General features: G+C 58.4%; 24 protein-coding genes and 1 tRNA gene. 11 read left to right on the plus strand and 14 right to left on the minus strand.

Going from position 1 to position 21,427, the window contains the following annotated elements:
- Nucleotides 1-10: 10 nt before the first annotated feature.
- The 5 genes from pheS to infC form a co-directional block, all read right to left on the minus strand.
- Nucleotides 11-1,093, minus strand: coding sequence for a phenylalanine--tRNA ligase subunit alpha (gene pheS / locus ACRQ1B_RS10960; RefSeq protein WP_432293596.1), 1,083 nt, complete (start codon nt 1,091-1,093; stop codon nt 11-13).
- Nucleotides 1,094-1,116: 23 nt separating this feature from the next.
- Entirely contained in the window at nt 1,117-1,941 is an 825-nt protein-coding gene (locus tag ACRQ1B_RS10965) for a BUD32 family EKC/KEOPS complex subunit (RefSeq protein ID WP_432293597.1), read from the minus strand.
- Nucleotides 1,942-2,057: 116 nt separating this feature from the next.
- Complete coding sequence (gene rplT, locus ACRQ1B_RS10970; protein ID WP_432293599.1) at nt 2,058-2,462, minus strand: 50S ribosomal protein L20; 405 nt, start codon at nt 2,460-2,462, stop codon at nt 2,058-2,060.
- Nucleotides 2,463-2,503: 41 nt separating this feature from the next.
- Nucleotides 2,504-2,707, minus strand: a complete 204-nt coding sequence (gene rpmI / locus ACRQ1B_RS10975) for a 50S ribosomal protein L35 (protein ID WP_112729593.1) — start codon at nt 2,705-2,707, stop codon at nt 2,504-2,506.
- Nucleotides 2,708-2,917: 210 nt separating this feature from the next.
- The gene (infC, locus tag ACRQ1B_RS10980) at nt 2,918-3,454 is read right to left on the minus strand and encodes a translation initiation factor IF-3 (RefSeq protein WP_432293870.1); all 537 of its coding nucleotides are present in this window, start codon (nt 3,452-3,454) and stop codon (nt 2,918-2,920) included.
- A gap of 209 nt (nt 3,455-3,663) precedes the next feature.
- Between infC and ACRQ1B_RS10985 the strand changes: the two genes are divergently transcribed.
- A complete protein-coding gene (locus ACRQ1B_RS10985) occupies nt 3,664-4,476 on the plus strand; it encodes an alpha/beta hydrolase (protein WP_432293601.1) in 813 nt (270 codons plus the stop codon).
- A 120-nt stretch (nt 4,477-4,596) separates the two neighbouring features.
- Nucleotides 4,597-5,211, plus strand: coding sequence for a transglutaminase-like cysteine peptidase (locus ACRQ1B_RS10990; protein WP_432293602.1), 615 nt, complete (start codon nt 4,597-4,599; stop codon nt 5,209-5,211).
- Nucleotides 5,212-5,288: 77 nt separating this feature from the next.
- Here the strand turns inward: ACRQ1B_RS10990 and ACRQ1B_RS10995 are convergent, their stop codons facing one another.
- A complete protein-coding gene (locus ACRQ1B_RS10995) occupies nt 5,289-6,146 on the minus strand; it encodes an alpha/beta fold hydrolase (RefSeq protein WP_432293603.1) in 858 nt (285 codons plus the stop codon).
- A 164-nt stretch (nt 6,147-6,310) separates the two neighbouring features.
- On the opposite strand from ACRQ1B_RS10995, the gene ACRQ1B_RS11000 reads away from it, so the two are divergent.
- Nucleotides 6,311-6,850 carry a TetR/AcrR family transcriptional regulator gene (locus tag ACRQ1B_RS11000; RefSeq protein ID WP_432293604.1) on the plus strand — a complete coding sequence of 180 codons (540 nt, stop codon included), beginning with the start codon at nt 6,311-6,313 and terminating at the stop codon, nt 6,848-6,850.
- 120 nt (nt 6,851-6,970) lie between these two features.
- Here the strand turns inward: ACRQ1B_RS11000 and mbfA are convergent, their stop codons facing one another.
- Entirely contained in the window at nt 6,971-7,954 is a 984-nt protein-coding gene (mbfA, locus tag ACRQ1B_RS11005) for an iron exporter MbfA (RefSeq protein WP_432293605.1), read from the minus strand.
- A 247-nt stretch (nt 7,955-8,201) separates the two neighbouring features.
- Between mbfA and ACRQ1B_RS11010 the strand changes: the two genes are divergently transcribed.
- Nucleotides 8,202-9,308, plus strand: a complete 1,107-nt coding sequence (locus tag ACRQ1B_RS11010) for a TRAP transporter substrate-binding protein (protein ID WP_432293871.1) — start codon at nt 8,202-8,204, stop codon at nt 9,306-9,308.
- Nucleotides 9,309-9,424: 116 nt separating this feature from the next.
- Complete coding sequence (locus ACRQ1B_RS11015; RefSeq protein WP_432293606.1) at nt 9,425-10,042, plus strand: hypothetical protein; 618 nt, start codon at nt 9,425-9,427, stop codon at nt 10,040-10,042.
- On the opposite strand, the gene ACRQ1B_RS11020 is transcribed toward ACRQ1B_RS11015, so the two are convergent.
- Nucleotides 10,043-11,041, minus strand: a complete 999-nt coding sequence (locus tag ACRQ1B_RS11020) for an aldo/keto reductase (RefSeq protein ID WP_432293607.1) — start codon at nt 11,039-11,041, stop codon at nt 10,043-10,045.
- 121 nt (nt 11,042-11,162) lie between these two features.
- Between ACRQ1B_RS11020 and ACRQ1B_RS11025 the strand changes: the two genes are divergently transcribed.
- Entirely contained in the window at nt 11,163-12,053 is an 891-nt protein-coding gene (locus tag ACRQ1B_RS11025; RefSeq protein ID WP_432293608.1) for a LysR family transcriptional regulator, read from the plus strand.
- A 45-nt stretch (nt 12,054-12,098) separates the two neighbouring features.
- Here ACRQ1B_RS11025 and ACRQ1B_RS11030 read toward each other — a convergent pair whose 3' ends face one another.
- Nucleotides 12,099-13,058, minus strand: a complete 960-nt coding sequence (locus tag ACRQ1B_RS11030; RefSeq protein ID WP_432293609.1) for an aldo/keto reductase — start codon at nt 13,056-13,058, stop codon at nt 12,099-12,101.
- 185 nt (nt 13,059-13,243) lie between these two features.
- On the opposite strand from ACRQ1B_RS11030, the gene ACRQ1B_RS11035 reads away from it, so the two are divergent.
- Nucleotides 13,244-14,230 carry a Gfo/Idh/MocA family protein gene (locus ACRQ1B_RS11035; RefSeq protein WP_432293610.1) on the plus strand — a complete coding sequence of 329 codons (987 nt, stop codon included), beginning with the start codon at nt 13,244-13,246 and terminating at the stop codon, nt 14,228-14,230.
- Here the strand turns inward: ACRQ1B_RS11035 and ACRQ1B_RS11040 are convergent.
- Genes ACRQ1B_RS11040 through ACRQ1B_RS11055 form a run of 4 tightly spaced genes read right to left on the minus strand, consistent with a single transcriptional unit; the run spans nt 14,227 to nt 16,712 of the window.
- Nucleotides 14,227-14,631 carry a GtrA family protein gene (locus ACRQ1B_RS11040; RefSeq protein ID WP_432293611.1) on the minus strand — a complete coding sequence of 135 codons (405 nt, stop codon included), beginning with the start codon at nt 14,629-14,631 and terminating at the stop codon, nt 14,227-14,229. The genes ACRQ1B_RS11035 and ACRQ1B_RS11040 overlap by 4 nt on opposite strands.
- Before the next feature lie 7 nt (nt 14,632-14,638).
- Entirely contained in the window at nt 14,639-15,001 is a 363-nt protein-coding gene (locus ACRQ1B_RS11045; RefSeq protein WP_432293612.1) for an EamA family transporter, read from the minus strand.
- Between the two features lie 8 nt (nt 15,002-15,009).
- Nucleotides 15,010-15,708, minus strand: a complete 699-nt coding sequence (locus ACRQ1B_RS11050; protein ID WP_432293613.1) for a class I SAM-dependent methyltransferase — start codon at nt 15,706-15,708, stop codon at nt 15,010-15,012.
- A complete protein-coding gene (locus tag ACRQ1B_RS11055) occupies nt 15,705-16,712 on the minus strand; it encodes a glycosyltransferase (protein WP_432293614.1) in 1,008 nt (335 codons plus the stop codon). The genes ACRQ1B_RS11050 and ACRQ1B_RS11055 overlap by 4 nt, the downstream gene beginning before the upstream one ends.
- Before the next feature lie 116 nt (nt 16,713-16,828).
- Between ACRQ1B_RS11055 and ACRQ1B_RS11060 the strand changes: the two genes are divergently transcribed.
- The gene (locus tag ACRQ1B_RS11060; RefSeq protein WP_432293615.1) at nt 16,829-18,673 is read left to right on the plus strand and encodes a hypothetical protein; all 1,845 of its coding nucleotides are present in this window, start codon (nt 16,829-16,831) and stop codon (nt 18,671-18,673) included.
- Nucleotides 18,674-18,760: 87 nt separating this feature from the next.
- Here the strand turns inward: ACRQ1B_RS11060 and ACRQ1B_RS11065 are convergent, their stop codons facing one another.
- Nucleotides 18,761-18,988 (minus strand): hypothetical protein, encoded by a 228-nt coding sequence (locus tag ACRQ1B_RS11065; RefSeq protein WP_432293616.1) that lies wholly within the window; start codon nt 18,986-18,988, stop codon nt 18,761-18,763.
- 248 nt (nt 18,989-19,236) lie between these two features.
- On the opposite strand from ACRQ1B_RS11065, the gene xseA reads away from it, so the two are divergent.
- From xseA to ACRQ1B_RS11080, 3 genes are all read left to right on the plus strand, one after another.
- Nucleotides 19,237-20,859 carry an exodeoxyribonuclease VII large subunit gene (xseA, locus tag ACRQ1B_RS11070; protein ID WP_432293617.1) on the plus strand — a complete coding sequence of 541 codons (1,623 nt, stop codon included), beginning with the start codon at nt 19,237-19,239 and terminating at the stop codon, nt 20,857-20,859.
- Between the two features lie 26 nt (nt 20,860-20,885).
- Nucleotides 20,886-21,242, plus strand: a complete 357-nt coding sequence (locus ACRQ1B_RS11075) for an Rdx family protein (protein WP_432293618.1) — start codon at nt 20,886-20,888, stop codon at nt 21,240-21,242.
- Between the two features lie 90 nt (nt 21,243-21,332).
- A tRNA-Leu gene (locus tag ACRQ1B_RS11080) sits at nt 21,333-21,419 on the plus strand.
- Nucleotides 21,420-21,427 lie beyond the last annotated feature (8 nt).

Here is a 21,427-nt window from a genome sequence, read left to right on the forward strand (position 1 = left end):
GCGCTCCGGATTACTGGCTCAAACCGCCAAAAAGGGTCGGCATGTCGAGCGGACGAAAACCGTAATGGTTCATCCAGCGCACGTCCGCATTAAAGAAGTCGCGCAGGTCCGGCATGCCGTATTTCAGCATGGCGATACGGTCGAGGCCCATGCCCCAGGCAAAACCCTGGTATTCGTCCGGATCGAGACCGCCGGAACGCAGCACGTTCGGATGCACCATGCCGCAGCCGAGAATTTCCATCCAGTCATTGCCTTCGCCGAACTTCACGATCGGGCCGGAACGGTCACACTGGATGTCCACTTCGAAGGACGGTTCGGTGAACGGGAAGAAGGACGGGCGGAAACGCATGACGACGCTGTCGACCTCGAAGAAGGTCTTGCAGAATTCTTCCAGAACCCAGCGCAGGTTGCCGACATGCGCCTTCTTGTCGATGACGAGGCCTTCGACCTGATGGAACATCGGCGAATGGGTGGCGTCACTGTCCTGACGATAGGTTTTTCCGGGGATGACGATGCGGATCGGCGGCTCCTGCGCTTCCATCGTGCGCACCTGCACGGGCGAGGTATGGGTGCGCAAAACCTTGCGCTCACCCTTTTCATCCGGCTGGAAGAAGAAGGTGTCGTGCATTTCGCGGGCCGGGTGACCCTCCGGGAAATTCAGGGCGGTGAAGTTATAGTAGTCGGTTTCGACATCCGGGCCTTCGGCGATGGAGAAACCCATGTCGGCGAAGATGGCGGTGATTTCGTCGGTGATCTGGCTGATCGGATGGATGCGGCCACGCTCGGCCGGCGAGGAACGCACCGGCAGCGATACGTCCAGCGTCTCGGCCTTGAGGCGGGCATTGATCGCCGCGTCCTTCAGAACCGTCTTGCGCTCGGTGATGGCATCGGTAATCTCGTTCTTCAGCGCGTTGATGGCGGCGCCACGGTTCTGGCGCTCTTCCGGCGTCATCGAACCCAGCGTCTTCAGGAGCTCGGAAACCGACCCCTTTTTTCCAAGCGCCGAAACGCGGACAGCTTCGATGGCCGCTTCATCGCCGGCACCGGCGATCTCGGCCAAGAGAGCGCTCTTCAGTGTATCGAGTTCCGTCATGATGTCCTGCTCTGTCGGCCACGTCAGCCGGGAAATACTGTTGTCAGATAGGCGGTGGCCAGAATGAATTGTCGCAAATCTCTACCCATGTGAATCCGGCCAATCAACCGGGCAAGCCATAAAAAGCGCCGCAGATGCCGCGTCATCGCGCGCAACTCGGCAATCGCGGCCGGCGGTGCGGATGCGGCCCACGCCGAATAGGCACGATCCTGGACCTGCAAGCGCTCGGTGGCCCAGTCGCTCAATTGCAGGAAGAACAACCAGAGATCACGCGCCTGCGCGGTGGCGAGCGGCATAACCGCCTCGGGTTCTTCCTCGAAATCTATGTAACCGATGCGCTGGTCTTTTTCGAACATGTCGCGCGGGAAAGGTCTGCCATGGCAGAGGCCCATGGCATGCAGCCGGCCAAGCTCGGCACAACAGAACACCAGCAGATCATCGTGCGCCGCCGGATTCGCGGTCCGCAGATGCCACAACCTGTCCTGCACCGTCGGCGCAACATCACTCAATACGATGGCGCTACCGGATGCGTAGAGGACGGCAGCTGTCGGAACATTGTTGTCGGAAAACCTGCCCATGCGGCGCAGGTCCCGCGCGACCATGCCCTCTCCGCTTTCAGCGGGTGATGGGCGCATGAACGGGAGCCGGAACAGGCGCGCGAGCGCGGTCTGCACGGCAACGATCGCCCGGCGGCCTTTGCCACCGTGACGCTTGATCCACACCGTGCCGCAAGAGAGCGAAACCGCCTGCACACGATCGCCATCGGACACCAGCGCCGCCAGAAGCTCGGCGATATCCTTGGCTGGCAATTGCGGCGCGTTCCTCATGTCGACGACGTCATCCGTCACCTTGGCGCTCCTCAACACCCGGGGTCCCGATGCGGGCACAATCGCCCTATCCGGAAAAGAAAAAACCCGCGCAGCAACGCCGCGCGGGTCTTTTTGGTTCAGAAAAAGTCCAGCGCTTACTTAACGGCGCTTTCAAATTCGTTCTTGGTGCCGGCGTCCTTCAGGTAGGACAGAGCCTTCTTGGAAGCTTCAACCAGGGCGCCGAATGCTGCCGGCTCATGGATGGCCATGTCGGACAGGACCTTGCGGTCGACTTCGATGCCAGCCTTGTTGAGGCCATCGATGAAGCGGCCGTAGGTCAGGCCGGATTCGCGGACGGCAGCGTTGATACGCTGGATCCACAGAGCGCGGAAATTACGCTTCTTGACCTTGCGGTCGCGGGTAGCGAACTGACGCGAACGATCAACGGCTGCCTTTGCGGCGCGGATCGTATTCTTGCGGCGGCCATAGAAGCCCTTGGCTGCCTTGAGGGTCTTGGTGTGCTTGGCGCGGGAAGTTACGCCACGTTTTACGCGTGCCATGTCATGATCTCCTTAAAACTGTTCCAGGTCGTCGATTAGTCTTAGAGACCGTTCGGCAGGTAGTTCTTGATAACCTTCTTGCCGTCAGCTTCAGCAAGAACCATCGTGCCGCGTGCATCGCGGATGAACTTGTTGGAACGCTTGATCATGCCGTGGCGCTTGCCGGCGGCAGCTGCGAGAACCTTGCCGGTCGCAGTGACCTTGAACCGCTTCTTGGCAGCGGATTTCGTCTTCATCTTGGGCATTTTGCTACTCCAGTTTTGTATCGGACCAGCAGACGAGGCTGATCCAAGCATTAACAACGGCCACGGCATGCCCTGCCGGACCGTTCGGACGGCGCTTATAATCATAGTCCGATCAAAAGCGCAATGGGGGAAACTGCCGAAAAGCCCGCATTTGCGGGCATCAGGGGCGGAAAGCGCCCCATTCATCGGCAAGAGGGCAGTGGCGGCGCCTTAACGGGGCGCCAACACCATCATCATCTGGCGGCCTTCGAGCTTGGGCTCGGCTTCCACCTTGGCGATCTCCGCCGTATCTTCCTTGACCTGAAGCAGCAGCTTCATGCCAAGTTCCTGGTGCGCCATTTCGCGACCGCGGAAACGCAGCGTCACGCGAACCTTGTCGCCATCCTCGAAGAAACGCAGGATCGCCTTCATCTTCACCTCATAGTCATGGGTGTCGATGTTCGGACGCATCTTGATTTCTTTGATCTCGACGATCTTCTGCTTCTTGCGCGCTTCGGCCGCCTTCTTCTGGTTGGCGTATTTCAGCTTGCCGAGATCGAGGATCTTGCACACCGGCGGATCGTTGTTCGGCGAGATCTCTACGAGGTCGAGCCCTGCCTCCTCGGCCATCTTGAGGGCCTGGTCGGTGGGTATGTTACCGAGATTCTGGCCTTCGGCATCGATAAGCTGGACCCTGGGAACGCGGATTTCCCGGTTGGAGCGCGGGCCCTCTTTGACAGGGGCATCGGCTTTGAAAGGTCTGCGAATGGTCGTGTTCTCCTGAATTTTTTCAAGTTTGCGGTGGCGAGCATTAGCACCACATTTGCAATTGCGGGCCAATGTCGTCATCGACGCGGCGAAGTCAATAGCATATCGCGCCGGAAAGATCACCTGCCGTTGGCATGTCACCTATATGTTTTATGACGGCGCGGCTATAAGCGCTGCACAAGAGATAGGAATAAACGAAGGAGCAGACAATGGACGCGACGACACGGGGCGAGTCGGCTCGACTGACGGTCGGTCACGGCAGCGATGCGCGCGAGATCGCCTATTTGCACCGCCCGGCAGAGCGCAGCGATGCTCCGACGCTGGTCTGGCTTGGCGGCTATCGCTCAGACATGAGCGGCACCAAGGCGCTGGAAATGGATGCGCTGGCCTCTGAACAGAGTGTTTCGGCATTGCGGCATGATTATTCCGGCCACGGCCAGTCCGGCGGCGATTTCAACGACGGCACGATTTCCCGCTGGCTGGAAGAATCGATTGCCGTCATCGATCATGTCGCTCCGCAACGCGTCATTCTTGTCGGTTCCTCGATGGGCGGCTGGATTGCACTGCGCATGGTTCAGGAACTGGTAAAGCGCGGCAAAGGGCCTAAGGTCGACGGTCTGGTTTTGATCGCCCCTGCCCCGGATTTTACCCACGACCTGATCGAACCCGCGCTGAGCGACAAGGAGCGTCAGTCGCTCAACGAACGCGGCTATTTCGAGGAAATCTCCGAATACAGCCCGGAGCCCAACATTTTTACCCGCGCATTGATGGAGGACGGCCGCGACAACCGCGTACTGACCGACATTATCGAGACCGGCTGCCCAGTCCACATTCTGCAGGGCATGAAGGATGCCGACGTCCCTTATCAGCACGCATTGAAACTGATGGAATTCCTGCCGGCAGACGACATTGTCTTGACCCTGATCCGCGATGGCGACCACCGCTTGTCGCGCCCACAGGACCTGCAGAAAATGCGCTCTGCGCTGGCCACCCTCATAAATAATGGCTCAAAAATAAGCTGATGCTGAAATGCACCGATCTTAACCATAAGCGCCGATAGTTACATGTTTACGGATTGGTAATAATTGACTCTGTGCCCGCCTCGCTCTTAACCTTTCGTTAAGAATTTGAAGGACGGGCATATGACGTTTGCAGTGAAGGTACGGTTCCTGGCCGTGATCCTCGGGGTGACCCTCGCATCGGCAACTTCCGCCATTCCGGCACCGAGGACCCTGGCCAGCATGGTCACGGGTTCGGTCACGTCGCAACCGATCGGACACTACGAATTCTGCCAGCGGCATCAGGACGAGTGCAGCATCCGCACGCGTCCGGCCCCGGCACCCAAGGTGACCGAATTCGGCTGGAAAGCCATTCACGACATCAATGCCTCCGTCAACGACCGCATCTTCGCCCGCACCGACCTGGAAGTGTATGGCCGCGAAGAATATTGGGAATACCCGGTCGATGCCGGCGATTGCGAAGACTATGCGCTGCAAAAGCGCAAGGAGCTTTCCGAGCGCGGCTTTGCCCTTGCCGACCTGTTGATCACCGTTGTGCGCAAGCCCGATGGTGAGGGCCATGCGGTTCTGACCGTGCGCACCTCTCAGGGTGACTTCATTCTCGACAATCTCAACTCGGACGTAAAACTCTGGTCGGACACCGACTATACGTTCCTCAAGCGCCAGGCATCTTTTGATACCGGCCGCTGGGTAACCATCGAGGACGGCCGCGACGTGGTGGTCGGCGCATTGCGCTGATCTTCACGAGGAGGCCGGGAAGCGACCTGCAACAGGCCGCTTCTTCAAGTGCCCGCATGGCGGGCGATATTCCAGCACTACAAATGCTGGCCGAGAAAGCTGCGGATCATCTGGGCGATCTCGCTTGAATGTGTTTCCAGCGCAAAATGCCCCGTATCGAGCAGATGGATGTGGGCATCGGGCAAGTCCCGCCCATAGGCCTCCGCGCCAGCCGGAATGAATGCCGGATCGTGACGCCCCCATACGGCAAGAAGCGGGGGCTGGTGCTGGCGGAAATAGGCCTGAAACTCCGGATAGCGATCCAGATTGTTGCGATAATCGAGAATAAGATCGAGCTGGATTTCCTCTGCTCCGGGCCGTGACATCAGGGCAATGTCGAGCATGTAGCCATCCGGGCCGAGGCGGCGCGGATCCGTGCCGGTACGGTATTGCCAGTTCTCGATCACATCCGCAGACAAAGTCACGCGGCAAGCCTCGCGCGTTTGCGCATTCGGATTGCGCCAGTAGTTCTCCCATGCGGTCCATTCGTCGCTGAAACCGTCAAGATAGGCATTGCCGTTCTGGCTGATGATCGCCGTTATCCGCTCGGGATGAGCCGCGGCAAGCCGATAACCGACCGGGGCACCGTAATCGAAAACGTAAAGCGCATATTTTTCCAGCGACAGGGCGTGGGTGAAGCCATCGAGGATATCGGCAAGCTTATCGAACGTATAATCGAATTCGCCACGCGGAGGCGCCTGCGTGTACCCGAAACCCGGAAGATCCGGGGCAATCACGCGGTAGGTGCTCGAAAGCTGCGGGATGAGTTCGCGAAACATATGGCTGGAAGACGGAAAACCATGCAGAAGCAACAGAACCGGCGCATTGCGCGGCCCGGCTTCCCGATAGAACATGTTTACGTCTCCCACTTGCTGGCGCTTGTAGCTGACAGTCATCGGTATCTCCTGAAATCTTGGCTTGGTCGCAGTGGCATGCCTCCACGACACACCGGACGGATACAAAATACTACCGATCGGTCGTTTGTAAATAACACATGGTTGTGATAGCAGGTCCTGGCGCATTCCGGTGCGTGGGAATGCGACTGAAAGAAGTGACGGCAATGAAAGTCAGCAAGGAACAGATAACCGCAGCAGCCCGCGATCTTTTTCGTGAGAAAGGATATGCCGGGGCGTCGATGCAGGATCTCGCCGACAGGGTCGGTTTGCGAAAAGCCTCGCTCTACATGCGCTTCCCGAACAAGGAGGCACTTGTTCCCGAGGTTCTGGAGATGACGTTGCACGAAACGTTCTCGCAACCGGGCATAAACAACGCCGACTGGAAAGTCGCCTATGAGACAGTCATTCGGTCAATCGCCGAGACATTGACGGATCGCCAGCGATGTGTCGGATTTCATCTCGCCTATGGTATTGGCGAAGACACGCCGGTGGCGAAACAGGCCGTGCGTGCATTTTTCCAGGCACATCTCGACCGCATGAGCGACATTCTGGCAAAAACGATGCAGCGCGACACCGCCGTCATCATCGCTGCCGACGATCTTGCGCGTCTTGAAGGGGCGACCCTGCATCTGGCGTTGTTTGATGATCCGACAGCCATGAATCGTGCCGTGGACGTCGCACTTGCAGTCGTTCGAACCGGCTGAGCAGCCCATCGCGATGATAAGATCAGCGCGCCGTATCCCAGAGCACTGATCGATTCCGTATCCGTCGTCGCTGCAATCTGTCTACCGGACGGATTGCTTGGATCTTCGTCTTATCGCGCTTCATCCATTGCCGATCAGAATACCCGCCGCCAGCACAAGGGAACCACCCAGCACGACCTGGAAGACGGCCCGCACGAATGGCGTTTCCATGTAGCGGTTCTGGATGAAGGCGATGGCCCAGAGTTCAACGAATACGACGATGGCAGCAATGGCGGTTGCCGTCCAGAAATCGGGAATGAGGTATGGCAGCGCATGGCCGAGGCCACCGACCGCCGTCATGATGCCGGATGCGAGACCACGCTTGAGCGGCGAACCGCGCCCGGAAATTTTTCCATCGTCATGCGCGGCTTCGGTGAAGCCCATGGAAATGCCGGCACCGACAGAGGCCGAAAGGCCGATCAGAAAGGTGGACCACGTGTCGCCGGTGGCGAAGGCCGCAGCGAAGATCGGCGCGAGCGTGGAGACGGAGCCGTCCATCAGACCGGCAAGGCCTGGTTGCACATAGGTCAGAACAAACTGTCGGTGGGCGTTTTCGTCTTCCGCGGCCTTCACGTCTTCCGGCGCATGCTTTTCTTCCAGCATGGCGGCGATATCGCTATGTCCCTGCTCGGCCAGCGCCAGATCGCCCAGCAATTGGCGGGTGGAGGCATCACTCACACGTTTGGTGGCTTCTGTATAAAAGCGGAAGGCCTGTGCCTCCATCGCTTCCGCCTGTGCCCTGACTTTTTCCAGCGACAGGTTTCTGACCAGCCAGTCCGGCTGGCGCTCGTAAAATCCGCTGACATGCTCGCGCCGGATCAGCGGGATACGCTCGCCAAAACGCTGCCGGAACTGCGAAATCAGCATGTTGCGATGGCTTTGCTCCACCTCCGCCATGTCCTCGAAGACTTTCGCAGATCCCGGAGCTTGATCCCGCAAACTATCGGCATAGGCAAGATAGATGCGTGCATCCTCTTCTTCGGCCGCTATCGCCAAGGCAAGGATTTCCTCCTCGCTCAAGGAATTGAAACTGCGCTTGCGCGAAAACGATACCCGACCGAACATCGAAAACACCCTTATTTAGAATTATTCTAATTCTAAACTTATGAAGTCAAAAAGCAACCATTTTTGGCTATTTAACTGCTGAAATCAGACTGGAAGCGGCATTCACGCAACTTTTGAAAACAAAAAATTAGGTTCCAAGCAAGTTTACGAAAGCCATACTTGCATGGCGCGCAACAAACCCTTATGGCGCGAAACAGCATCTGGAGGATATGCGAAACCCATGACCCATTCGAACGAAAACCAGCCCATCAATCGTCGCTCGTTTTTCCGCAAGGCTGGTGCTGCAGGCGCCGGCGCGGCTGCGGCGGCGACCTTGGCAGCGCCCGCGATCGCGCAGGAAAATCCGCAGGTCAACTGGCGCCTGACGTCATCCTTCCCGAAGAGTCTCGACATCATCTATGGCGCGGCCACCGAAATTGCCGCCAGCGTCAGCGAGGCATCGGATGGAAAGTTCAAGATCTCGAGCTATGCCGCCGGTGAAATCGTTCCCGCCCTGCAGGCCGCCGACGCGGTTGCCGCCGGCACAGTGGAGATGGCGCATACCTGCTCCTATTATTATGTCGGCAAGGATCCGACCTTCGCGCTCGGCACGGCCATTCCCTTCGGGCTTAATGCGCGCCTGACGAATTCATGGTTTACCGTCGGTGGCGGCAATGACCTTCTGAACGAATTCCTGTCCGGTCACGGTCTTTACGCGCTGCCGGCCGGCAATACCGGTGCCCAGATGGGCGGTTGGTTCCGCAAGGAAATCAAGACGATCGACGACCTCAAGGGCCTGAAGATGCGCATTGCCGGATTGACCGGTCAGGTGATGAGCAAGCTTGGCGTGACACCGCAGCAGATTGCCGGTGGTGACGTTTATGCGGCGCTGGAAAAGGGAACGATCGACGCCACCGAATTTGTCGGACCCTATGACGACCAGAAGCTCGGTTTTGTCAAAGTCGCCAAATATTATTACTATCCGGCATGGTGGGAAGGCGGCCCGACGGTTCACGCCTTTTTCAACCTCGAAAAATTCAATGCCCTTCCGAAAGCCTATCAGCGCATGCTGAAGGATGCCTGCGCCAATGCCAACATGAACATGCTGGCAAAATACGACGCTCACAATGCCAAGGCCTTGAAACAGCTGGTAGCCGAAGGCGCGATCCTGAAACCGTTCAGCCATGACATTCTCGATGCCAGCTACAAGGCGGCACAGGACACCTACGCGGAAATTTCGGCCGCGAACCCGGCTTTCAAGAAAATTTTTGACAGCCAACAGGCCTTCAAGCGCGATGGCTACCTGTGGTCGCAGATCGCCGAATACAGCTATGACACGTTCATGATCATGCAGCAGCGCAACGGAAAGCTCTGAGTTTTCCGTGCCTGAACGATGAAGGCCCGGATGCTTTGCGCTTCGGGCCTTTTCCATTGCCGCCACGCGCCCTACGCTGTCGACCGCAGCGGGCGCTGCATCGACGGGAGGCAAGGATGCGCAAGCCGAATTCGATGAGGGGACTGGAAGAACTCGGCCGGACGCGGCTATCCGAAAACTTTTTCCTGCGCGAATTTCTATATTCCGAGATTGCCGAGTTTTATCATATTCCGAACATTCCAGACGATCCGGATCTTGCGATCGAAGCCGGAAAACATCTGTGCGAAGAGTTGCTCGACCCCCTGCAGGCGACATTCGGCCGCCTGCATATTCGCTCCGGTTATCGCTCTCCCGCAGTCAACGAATTTGGCAACAGCAACAAGCTCAACTGTTCCACCAATGCCGCGACGGCCGCTGACCATATATGGGACCGGCGCGATGCCGACGGGTTTGTCGGCGCGACGGTCTGTATCGTCGTGCCATGGCTGATCGACAACCATGACCGGGAAGGTGACTGGCAAAAGATGGCATGGTGGATCCACGACCACCTGCCTTATGCATCGCTATGTTTTTTCCCGAAACTCTGGGCCTTCAACATCCAATGGCACGAGCAGCCGGCGCGACGCATCATGAGTTATGTCGCGCCGCGCGGTGTGCTGACCAAAACCGGGATGGCGAACCACGAGAGTGACCATTCCGATTGGTATGAGGGATTTCCGCCGCTGCGGCGTTAGTTACTTCTTTGGCGTCCACGCCATCTGGCTTGCGGCATACCGCGCGCCAGCTATCTTTTCCGGGGCCAGCATGTCGTCGAGCTTCTGGACGTCCGTCGCGGTTAGAATGACATCGGCGGCAGCTGCATTCTGCTCGAGATTGGGGATTTTTCGCGCACCGGGAATCGGCACGATGAAATCGCCCTTGGCGAGAACCCAGGCAAGCGCCAACTGGGCGGCGGTGATGTCTTTTTCTTCCGCCATTTGCTCGACCAAGTGCACCAGAGCCAGATTGGCCTGCATGTTTTCGGCTTCGAAACGCGGCAATCCAAGACGCATGTCGCCTTCGGACATGTCGGCCGTGCTCTTGATCTTGCCGGTCAAGAAACCGCGGCCAAGCGGGCTGAAAGGTACGAAACCGATACCGAGTTCCCGGCAGGTGTCGAGGATTTCGCCTTCGGGATCGCGGGTCCAGAGGGAATATTCGCTTTGCAGCGCCGAGATCGGATGGACGGCATGGGCGCGGCGAATGATGTCGGGACCGGCTTCGGACAGGCCGAGCGCGCGCACCTTGCCTTGCTTGACCAGGTCCGCCATCGCGCCGACCGTGTCCTCGATCGGCACGTTCGGATCGACGCGGTGCTGGTAGAACAGGTCTATGACCTCGATACCGAGACGTTTAAGCGAGGCTTCGGCAACGTCGCGAACATGCTCGGGGCGGCTATCGAGGCCGGACATGGCACCGGTCTGCGTTTTATCCGTGTCGATCTTGAAGCCAAATTTAGTGGCAATAACCACCTTGTCGCGATGCGGCTTCAGCGCCTTGCCGACCAGTTCCTCATTCACAAAGGGGCCGTATACTTCCGCCGTATCGAAAAAATTGACGCCGAGATCGAGCGCGCGATGCAGCGTTTTGATGGAGGTCGCTTCATCCTGTCCGCCATAGGCATGGCTCATGCCCATGCAGCCGAGGCCGATGGCCGATACAGTGAGATCTTTTCCAAGCTTGCGTGTTTTCACGATCATCATCCTTGCTGAAAATTCGAGAGCCGGACAAACCGGCAACAAGCAAAACATAGAGCGGTGCGGCACCCGAGAAAATTGCTGCAATTGCGGCAAGCCTGTTCTAAAATTTGGAACAATGAACAGAACCCAGCTTTCCCAACTCGCCGTCTTCGCCGCCGTTGCCGAAGCCGGCAGCTTTCGTGGTGCGGCGCGCGAACTCAACATAGCACCATCCGCAATCAGCCACGCCGTATCCTCCCTTGAAGCGGGCCTCGGCCTGCGGCTGTTGTCGCGAACAACACGCAGCGTTGCACCGACGGAAGAAGGCCGACGGCTGCTGGAAACACTCGCGCCGGCACTTGGCAATATCGGTGCGACGCTGGACAGCCTTGCCGAACAGGCGGGCCGCCCCGCCGGACCGTTACGGGTCACCTTGACCCGGCTGGCAGCCGAAGACCTGATCGTGCCGCGGATCGGTGATTTTCTGCGGCTTTATCCCGACATCGAGCTGGATCTGACCGCCGACGACCGTTTTGAGGATGTGGTCGCCGGGGGATACGATGCCGGCCTGCGCCTCGGCGAACATCTGGAACCGGACATGATTGCCGTGCGCGCCGGCCCGCCGCTCAGCGGTGCAATTGTCGCATCACCCCGTTATTTCGAAGATTATCCAATCCCGATCGAACCGCAGGATCTTCTTCACCATCGCTGCATTCGCCGGCGGTTCGGCAGTGGTCGAATCTATCGCTGGGAACTGGAAAAACAGGGCAAGGCCGTCATCGTCGATGTGCGGGGACCGCTGATCCTCAGCGACCAGACGCTGATCCGAACCGCCGCACTGGACGGTGCCGGACTGGCCTTCATTTTCGACGAGCGGATCATGCAGGATGTGCATGAGGGCCGGCTGGTGCGCGTGCTGGAAGACTGGTGCGAACCGTTCGACGGTTTTTACATCTATTATCCTTCCCGGCAGCAGATGCGACCGGCACTGCGGGCTTTTGTCGATTTCTTCCGTTTCAAGGCGTGAATGACGGAAGGCGCAATCTTCGCGCCTTCCGTCATGGTCCTGGGATCAGGCACTAGCGTCGTCCAGCTGTTTCATCTGGTCGCCTGTCAGCTTCAAATTGCCGGCGGCGATCATCGTTTCCAGCTGGCGCGTGCTGGTCGCGCTGGCGATCGGCGCGGTGACACCGGGGCGCTGGGCGATCCAGGCCAGCGCAACGGAAGCCGGCTGCGAATGTGTTTCCGCCGCGACCTCGTCCAGTGCGGAAAGAATGCGGGTGCCGCGCGCGTCGAAATATTTGGCAACCATGCCGCCGCGGTTCTTGTTGGCCTCGGCATCGGCCTTGCTCTTGTACTTACCGGTTAAAAACCCTGAGGCAAGACTGAAATAGGTGATGACACCAATATCCCTGGCCTTGCAAAGATCCGCAAGCGCACCGTCGAAACCGGCGCGGTCATAAAGATTATATTCCGGTTCCAGCACGTCATAACGCGGCAGTCCGTTCTTTTCAGCAGCATCGAAAGAAGCCTGCATCTGCGCCGCGTCATAATTCGAGCAGCCGATCGCGCGGATCTTTCCCTGTTCCTTCAGCGCGGCAAAGGCCGACAGCGTTTCCTCATGTGGCGTTTTCGGGTCCGGCCAATGAGAAAGATAGAGATCGATATAGTCGGTCTGCAGGCGGCGCAGAGAGTCTTCCACCTTCTCGATCACCCGCGCCTTGGCGAGACCTTTTTCCACACCCGACCCCTGCATTGCGGCGCCGACCTTGGTGATGACGATGGCTTTGTCACGCGAGCGACCAGGCTGTTTCAGCCACTTGCCGATGACGGTTTCAGACTCGCCGCCCTGATTGCCGTCAACCCAGCCGGAATAGCAATCGGCCGTATCGATCGTATTGAAACCGGCATCGAAAAATTTGTCGAGCAGCTCGAAAGAGGTCTTTTCATCAGCCGTCCAGCCGAACACGTTGCCGCCGAAAACGACGGGCGAGATGGAAAGTCCGGTGCGGCCGAGCGAGCGGTTGTCCATGATTGTCTCCAGTATCGATAACGTGAAAAATCCGGCGATTGCCGATATGTCAAACTTAGGCCGCCTGCCGCACCAGTCAAACGATCAGCCTGCAAAACCTCTCACAGATACGCTACTTGACATGCATGGTTGCGTAGAGGTCATGCGCTGTTTAGCCTCCACCTGACACATCAGAGGAGAAGGCGATGTTGCGTTTCGGTATCCTGTCCACTGCCAAGATCGGCCGCGACGCGGTGGTGCCTGCCATTCAGGATGCCGATAACTGCGTGGTCACGGCCATTGCCAGCCGCGAGCAATCACGTGCCCGCGCGATGGCCGACCGCTTTTCGGTGCCGCAGGCTTTTGGATCCTATGAGGAAATGCTGGCATCCGACGTGATCGACGCCGTTTACATACCGTTGCCGACCAGCCAGCACGTCGAATGGTCGATCAAGGCGGCTGAAGCCGGCAAACATGTTCTGTGCGAAAAGCCGATTGCTCTGAAGGCGGAGGAGATCGAGCGGTTGATCACAGTTCGTGATGCCAACAGGGTGCTGATCTGCGAAGCCTTCATGATCGCCTATGCGCCGGTCTGGCATAAGGTACGCGAGTTGCTGGCGGACGGTGCGATCGGCACGCTGAAGCACGTTCAGGGCGCCTTCACCTATTTCAACCGTGACGCCGGTAACATGCGCAACATCCCCGAACTGGGCGGTGGCGGACTGCCTGATATCGGCGTCTATCCGGCCATGGCCACGCGCATGTCGACGGGCAAGGAACCGGTCAGGGTACAGGCAACGACGGAGCGAGATCCGGAATTCGGAACCGATATCTATTCCAGCGTGAAGGCGGATTTCGGTTCTTTCGACATGTCCTTCTACATCGCCACCCAGATGGCCAATCGACAGGTCATGGTTTTCCACGGCACCGACGGATTTATCGAGGTGAAATCGCCCTTCAATGCCGACCGTTGGGGCGCGGAAGAGATCGAGTTGACCAACCAGAAACACACGGTGTCGCAGGTCTTCCGGTTCCAGGACAGCCGCCAATACCGCCGTCAGGCCGAAGCTTTTGCACGCGCCGCCACGGGGGAAGCCGCCGAAGTGGTGACGCTGGAGAACTCGCTCGGCAACCAGCGCTTCATCGATGCGATCTATCGCGCCAGTGACAAGGACGGCTGGGAAACGGTTTAATCGCTGTCTGACCGCTTATGGCGAAAGACGAAACGCGAATAACCGAAGAAACTGTATAATGTTGCCGCGGCCGATGAAAAGATGATTGCGATGAGGGGCTGAAGCTCGGGTATTCTGGCCATCAACATCGAATACATGCCGTAGTTGATGATCATCGCGGTAACGCCAACCGTCCAGTAGCGGAAGCCTTCGACGGCCAGAGAATGGGGAGAAGGACCGAAAGTGCGGCTGCGATTGACAAGCCATGTAAAGGCCACTGCGCACGCTATTCCAGGTATGCGCGCCAGAAACGGGCTTCCGCCCAGAACGTTGATAAGAAAATAGGTCAGGCTGCTGTCTATCACGAACGCGCAGCCGCCAGCCGAGAGAAACCAGAAAATTTTCTTCACCTTGACGCTCATAAGACGATCAGCCGTTGATCGCCAGCAGACCGGCGAAGATAAGCGTGGTGCCGACAGCATAACGAAAGCTCAATGGTTCTCCAAAAAACAGGTGCGCAAGCAAGGGCACGAAGCAGAAAGTCAGTCCCATAAACGAATAGGCAATCGTCAGCGGCACGGATTTCAGTACATAGATCCAAACGATCGTACCGAGCCCGTAAAGCACCAGCGCAGCGATCAGGATCGGATTTGCCGCCAGCGCCACCAACCCGCGTACGGAAAAATCACCGGCGGTATTGCTGGTCATCTTGAACAACACCTGCCCCATGGCGATCAGCAGCGGTGTGCCGAGAAGCCCGATCCAGGTCATGGCGGAAAGCGAGGCAAACATCGTCGACCTCAGACCGATATGTCTTCGCTATAGAAGATATCGCGACCGATATCCTCGCAAACGTAGACACTCGGTACGGGATGAACGGCGCGCAGAAACGAATGGGTGTAAGCGAAAAAATTGAAATGCGGGTTGAATGTGTATTTGGCTTCCCGCTCGCGCGGCACCACGATGATCAGACGTTTGCGAGCAATACGCCGTAGTTCCGCGATGGCCTGTCGGTATTCCAGCACATGTTCGATGACATGGGTACAGATAACCGTGTCGAACTCCCCGTCAGCGAAGGGCAGTTGCTCGACCTTTGCAGCAAAATATTCGACACCTGGAATTGCCGATGCATCGTCGATAACGAAATCCACGCCGGCGACACGCTTCAATTGCGGATGTGCCCTGCGGATATGAGTAAGAAGAGCACCCGTGCCGCAACCGACATCGCAGATGCTTTCGCCCGAGATCATGCCGTTGATGCGATCGATACAGGCCGCCGAATTATCTGTGCCTTCGTGGACGCGCGGATGATTGCGATAGAGATCCGCATATTCCTCGGCAGTCAGGAAAGGCGCCCGCTCGCGAAATTCCGCCAACTTGGTGACATGCTCACCCCAGACCCGCTTGGCAAGCCACAGATACGCCGAGGAATCGCGCAGGATCGGCGGAAGGACATCTTCCAGCACAAAACGGATCTTGTTTGTTGTCTCGCGTTTCATGCTGCGTTTGTCCTCCGCCGGCCCGGCGTTTCGTTTTTGGTTATGGCGGATGGTTGATCGCGCGTGGCGGATCGAGCCGGCATGTTCATGTAATGAATTCTAAGCTGCTCGGCGCGCGCGCGCGAAACAGAATCGAGGATCAGTCCTGCCGTGAACATGAGAAATGACAGAACCATCAATACCAGCGAAAAGACCCAGGTCGGCATGCGCTCGACCAAGCCGGTTTCGAAATAGGAGACGATCACGGGCGCCATGAAAATGATGCTCGCCGCCATAAACGCGCTGCTGATTACGCCGAAAAATGCAAACGGCCGGGTTTCCTTCATCAGCATGGCGAACATCCAGAGAATCTTCGCACCATCGCGATAAGTGGACAGTTTCGAATGCGAGCCTTCGGGACGGCGACCGTAATCCAGTTCCAGTTCGGTGACCGGCAGCTTCAGGCGCGAAGCGTGGACAGACATTTCCGTCTCTATCTCGAAACCGCCGGAGACAGCCGGGAAGCTCTTGACGAAACGGCGCGAGAAAACCCTGTAACCCGAAAAGATATCGGTAAAATCCCGGCCGAACATCGATCGGTAAAGGATGTTGAACAAGCGGTTGCCGGCAGCATGCCCCTGGCGACCGGCATCGTCATGCACGCCACGGCGGGTGCCCACGACCATGTCGGCGTGTTCTGTCAGCATGGTGCGGATGAGCTCTTCGGCATCGGACGGCGCATAGGTGCCATCGCCATCGGCCATGATGTAGATATCGGCCTCGATATCGGCGAACATGCGGCGCACCACATACCCCTTGCCCTGACGCCGTTCGCGCATGACGTTGGCGCCGGCCAGCATGGCCTGCAGAGCCGTGCCGTCGGTGGAATTGTTGTCGTACACGTAAATCCGCGCCGTCGGCAGCGCCTCACGGAAACCGCGGACGACCGCGGCGATCGTGGTTGCTTCATTGTAGCACGGCAGAAGCACAGCGATCTCAAGGTCGCTGCTTTTGGCTTGGTCCATGATTTGTACTCGATACACGGTAAATCATCGGAAAGACGCTCCGACTGCCGATACTTTACTATTTCTTGAGAAGGTTAAATCTAGGTTTCGCACAGTTAAAAACATGCGGGACGACAATGACGACTTCGATCGCGAACAAAAACGGCGGCGACCTTTTGAGGCAACCGGCGCGAACGAAACTGTGCCGGCCTCTCGCAATTTATTGCATCGTCGTCGCCATCGCCATCCTCGCCACCACGCTGCCGAATGCCACCGATTATGTCGGCGCCGACAATGACGATGTCATGCGGCTGGTGGTCATCCGAGACTGGCTGGGCGGACAGAGCTGGTTTGACACCCACCAGTATCGGCTGGGTCTTGATGGCGGTACGCTGATGCACTGGTCACGTTTCGTCGATCTGCCGATCGGCGCGATGATCCGCTTTTTCTCGCTGTTTACGGAAACCCGGCAGGCGGAGGTGATTGCACTGGCTATCTGGCCGATCCTGATGGCGGTGCTGTTTCTGGTTGCGGTCGGAATTGCCGCCCGCCGCATCGGCAATGGCGCGACCGTTCATATCGCGCTCGGACTGGCTTCGATCTCCGTCTACACCTCCAGCCGTTTTCATCCGGGCTCCATTGACCACCACAATCTCCAACTGGTTCTGGTAATGACGATCGCGGCCATGCTGGTCGATCCATTTTACCGCACAAGAAGTTATGTGATTGCCGGCCTTGCCACGGCACTAGCCATCGCCATCGGTGCCGAAACAGTGCCGATGGCGGCCATTGTCTGCCTGTGCGTCACTCTGCAATGGGTCTGGCACGGCCATCATTTTCGCCATGCGGCACGCGCCTTCGGGCTGTCGTTGGCGCTTGCCGTGACGGCCGCCTTTTTCGCCACCGTGCCGCCGCAGCTTTATTCGACAGTAACCTGCGACAATCTCTCGCTCGGATTTCAGGCTCCGACCGCGCTCGGCGGTACGGGACTTTTCCTCTGCAGCCTCTTGCCTGTCCGCGCCGGTCGCGGCATTCGCGTCGGCGCCATGCTTGTACTCGGCATCGTGGTTCTGGTGGCGACAAAACTGATCGCGCCGGAATGCCTTGGCAACCCGCTTGCCAATCTCGACCCGATGCTCGTTAAGCTATGGCTGAACAACGTCACCGAGGCCCAATCCATTTTCGGCGAGATGCGTGAAGAGCCCTATATGGTCGGCTTTTTTTACGCGGTTGGGCTGTTTGCGCTCGCCGTCTGCGGCTTCGAGATCATCCGTGGCGAACGCACCGAATTTCACCTGATCATGCTGGCGCTGATCGGCACCGCTTGGGGTGTGGCGCTGATCCAGCTGCGCTCTTCGTTCTTTTCCAATGCTCTGAGCATCCTACCGCTGTCTGTTGTCATCGCCGGGCTGCGACAACATGCCGGCAAGGAACCTGAAAACATCAATGCCGGCCTTGCCTATATTCTCGGCGTTCTGGCGTCCGTGCCGGTCATCTGGGGTTTCGTCGGCATCATGGCGCAGGAGGGCGTGCGCAATTCGTTCAACCTGTCAGCCATCTCGAAATCCGGCACGTCGGGCGCGGAAGCGGGCGAATGTGGCACCCCTGCCGAATGGAATGCGCTGGCTTCGGTGCCTGCGGGTCTCGTCGTTTCGCCGTCCAACAGCGGTGCCGAAATCCTGCGGTTCACGCATCATCGGGCGATTTCCGCCCCTTATCACCGCAATCAGGGTGGCATGCTGACCGAACTGCATATCGGCCTTGCCACACCCGCCGAAGCGGAAGCTTTTTTCCGTGGTGCCGGTGTCTCGATCCTCGCTTTCTGCAAAAACGATCCGCAGACGGAAAACCTCATCGAAATGAAGCCCGACGGGCTCTACGCCGCCATCGCAGCCGGCAAGATACCGAGCTATCTCGAACCGCTGCCATCGCCCGAACCGAAAGGTTTCAAATTCTTCCGTTTCAACGGTTCCCGACCATAAAACGTAAAGACCCGGAAACCACCGAAGGTTTCCGGGTCTTTGCGTTTGGCGCGTGAAATAACCTCAGCCGGCAAAGCTGCGGCTCGATCAGACTTCGGCGGTACGACGAGAAAACACCAGCATTGCCGCGACAAGGCTGAATATGCCGAGATTATAACCGCCAAGAGCGATCGCCAGATCGATGAAGGATACGGGGCCAATGATCGCGGCAGCGGCAAATGTCCCGATGATGAGAGCAGCAACGAGCGCCATGGAGAAGGCCGATCGCAGCATCGCGGCGCTGAGGCCCAGAGTGACAGCGGTAAGAAACAGCACTGATAATCTCCTGTTACTTTCTTTTTATGCCCGCAAGCCTAGGCCCAACTTGCTAAGAAAGATTACCGAGACAACGTCCGATTTCTCGTCGATTGAAACTAGGTTTAACCGTTACTGAACGGCGCATTTCAATTTCGAGACAATCTTTCCCGCCAGTATCGAGACCTGTCGGTTCGCCTGTCACCAACAATGCGCCCAGCTGGTCGCGGCCGATTTGATTTGCGCTAAAAACCCACTAATTTCGCCGTATGAACAGAATGTCCGCCACCGATTCGCCGTCGAACCTCACCGAGTTTTCGGTTTCCGAACTGTCCGGCTCCATCAAGCGTACAGTGGAGACCGCTTTCGATCACGTGCGCGTGCGTGGCGAGATTTCCGGTTATCGTGGCCCGCATTCCTCCGGCCATGCCTATTTCTCTCTGAAGGATGACCGCGCCCGCATTGATGCGGTGATCTGGAAGGGATCGTTCTCTCGGATAAAATTCCGGCCGGAAGAAGGTATGGAAGTGATCGCCACCGGCAAGATCACCACATTCCCGGGGTCCTCCAAATACCAGATCGTCATCGAAGCGATGGAGCCGGCCGGCGCCGGCGCGCTGATGGCGCTTCTGGAAGAGCGCAAGCGCAAGCTGGGTGCCGAGGGCCTGTTCGACCAAGCCCGCAAGCGTCCCCTGCCCTTCATGCCACAGGTGATCGGCGTGGTGACCTCGCCGACCGGTGCCGTCATCCGCGACATTCTCCACCGTATCACCGACCGTTTTCCGGTGCATGTGATCGTCTGGCCGGTCAAGGTGCAGGGTGAGGGGTCGGGCGACGAGGTGGCCAATGCCATTCGCGGCTTCAATGCCATAGACCCCGGCGCGCCCTCCGGCCCGATGCCGCGACCGGATGTGCTGATCGTGGCACGCGGCGGCGGCAGTCTCGAGGACCTCTGGAGTTTCAACGACGAGGCGGTTGTGCGGGCGGCGGCCGAAAGCCGCATCCCGCTGATTTCGGCCGTCGGCCATGAGACCGACTGGACGCTGATCGATTATGCCGCGGACATGCGCGCACCGACGCCGACAGGGGCAGCAGAAATGGCCGTGCCGGTAAAGGCCGATCTGGAAGCGCAACTGGCGGGGCTTGGCGCGCGACTGCGGGGCAGCGCCTCACGCCAGATGGACAATCGCCGTCAGTTCCTGCGGTCACTGATGCGCGCCCTTCCCTCCCTCGACCAGTTGCTGGCTCTGCCGCGCCGCCGGTTCGACGAGGCCGCCTCCGGGCTTGGACGCGGACTGGAGCGCACGGCCATCGCCAAGCGCCGCGTTTACGAGCAGGCAAGCGCCGGCTTGCGGCTCGACATCCTGATCAACCGTATTGCCACGCAACGCCGGCATGTGGCCGAACAGATCCTGCGCACCGACAACACGCTGGAACGGCGTTTGTTGAAGGAACATGGCCGCATCCAGCGGGCATCCGCTTCGCTGGCAGCTTTGCCCGCGCGGCTGAACGGTCAATTGCAGCGCGAAGGCCAGCGGGTGATGTCCCTGTCCCAGCGATCGGATTCGGCCGTGACCCACGCGATGGCACGCCGGCACTCGGCCATTGCCGCGCAGGACCGCGTGCTGCAATCGCTCTCCTACAAAAACGTGCTGAAGCGCGGTTATGCGGTCATCCGAGGCGAAGACGACCAGCCATTGACGCGGGCTGCCGGTGTTTCGTCCGGTCAGGCGATTTCGGTGGAATTTGCCGATGGCAGGATTTCCGCTGTGACAGGCGGAGACGGGCCTGAAGGTGTGGCGCAACCCGGCCCCAAGAAACGGGCGGCGTCCAAACCGGTCGCCACAGACGAAAAACCGGCAGCAGCCCCCAAGCAGGGCAGCCTGTTCTGATCGGCCGACGGGCAAGGAGTTATGGCATGCCTGATGTGATCACCGACCCGGCGCAAGACGTTCGTCCTCGAATCACCGTTCTGTATTGCACTCAATGCAACTGGCTGCTGCGCGCCGCCTGGATGGCCCAGGAGCTTTTGCAGACCTTTGGGCAGGATATCGGCGAAGTGGCGCTCATCCCCGGCACCGGCGGCCATTTCGAGATTCGCTGCAATGGACAACTGATTTGGGAACGCAAACGCGATGGCGGCTTTCCGGGACCAAAGGAATTGAAGCAGCGGCTACGAGATATCATCTGGCCGGATCGCGATCTCGGCCATACGGACAGGGCGACGAATGTGGAAAACTCCGGACCACAAGGGCTTGCCGATGACCCCGCCTGACGCGCCGCACAAAAATTTTCGCAACTGACACAGAAACTTCAAAAAACGCTGTTGACTTCACCGGCCTGCCCCCGTACATCGCTCCTCGTCGCCCAGATGGCGGAATTGGTAGACGCGCCAGCTTCAGGTGCTGGTATCCGAAAGGATGTGGAGGTTCGAGTCCTCTTCTGGGCACCATTCCCATT

This window comes from Endobacterium panacihumi, assembly GCF_050847465.1.
GTDB classification, from domain to species: domain Bacteria; phylum Pseudomonadota; class Alphaproteobacteria; order Rhizobiales; family Rhizobiaceae; genus Neorhizobium; species Neorhizobium panacihumi.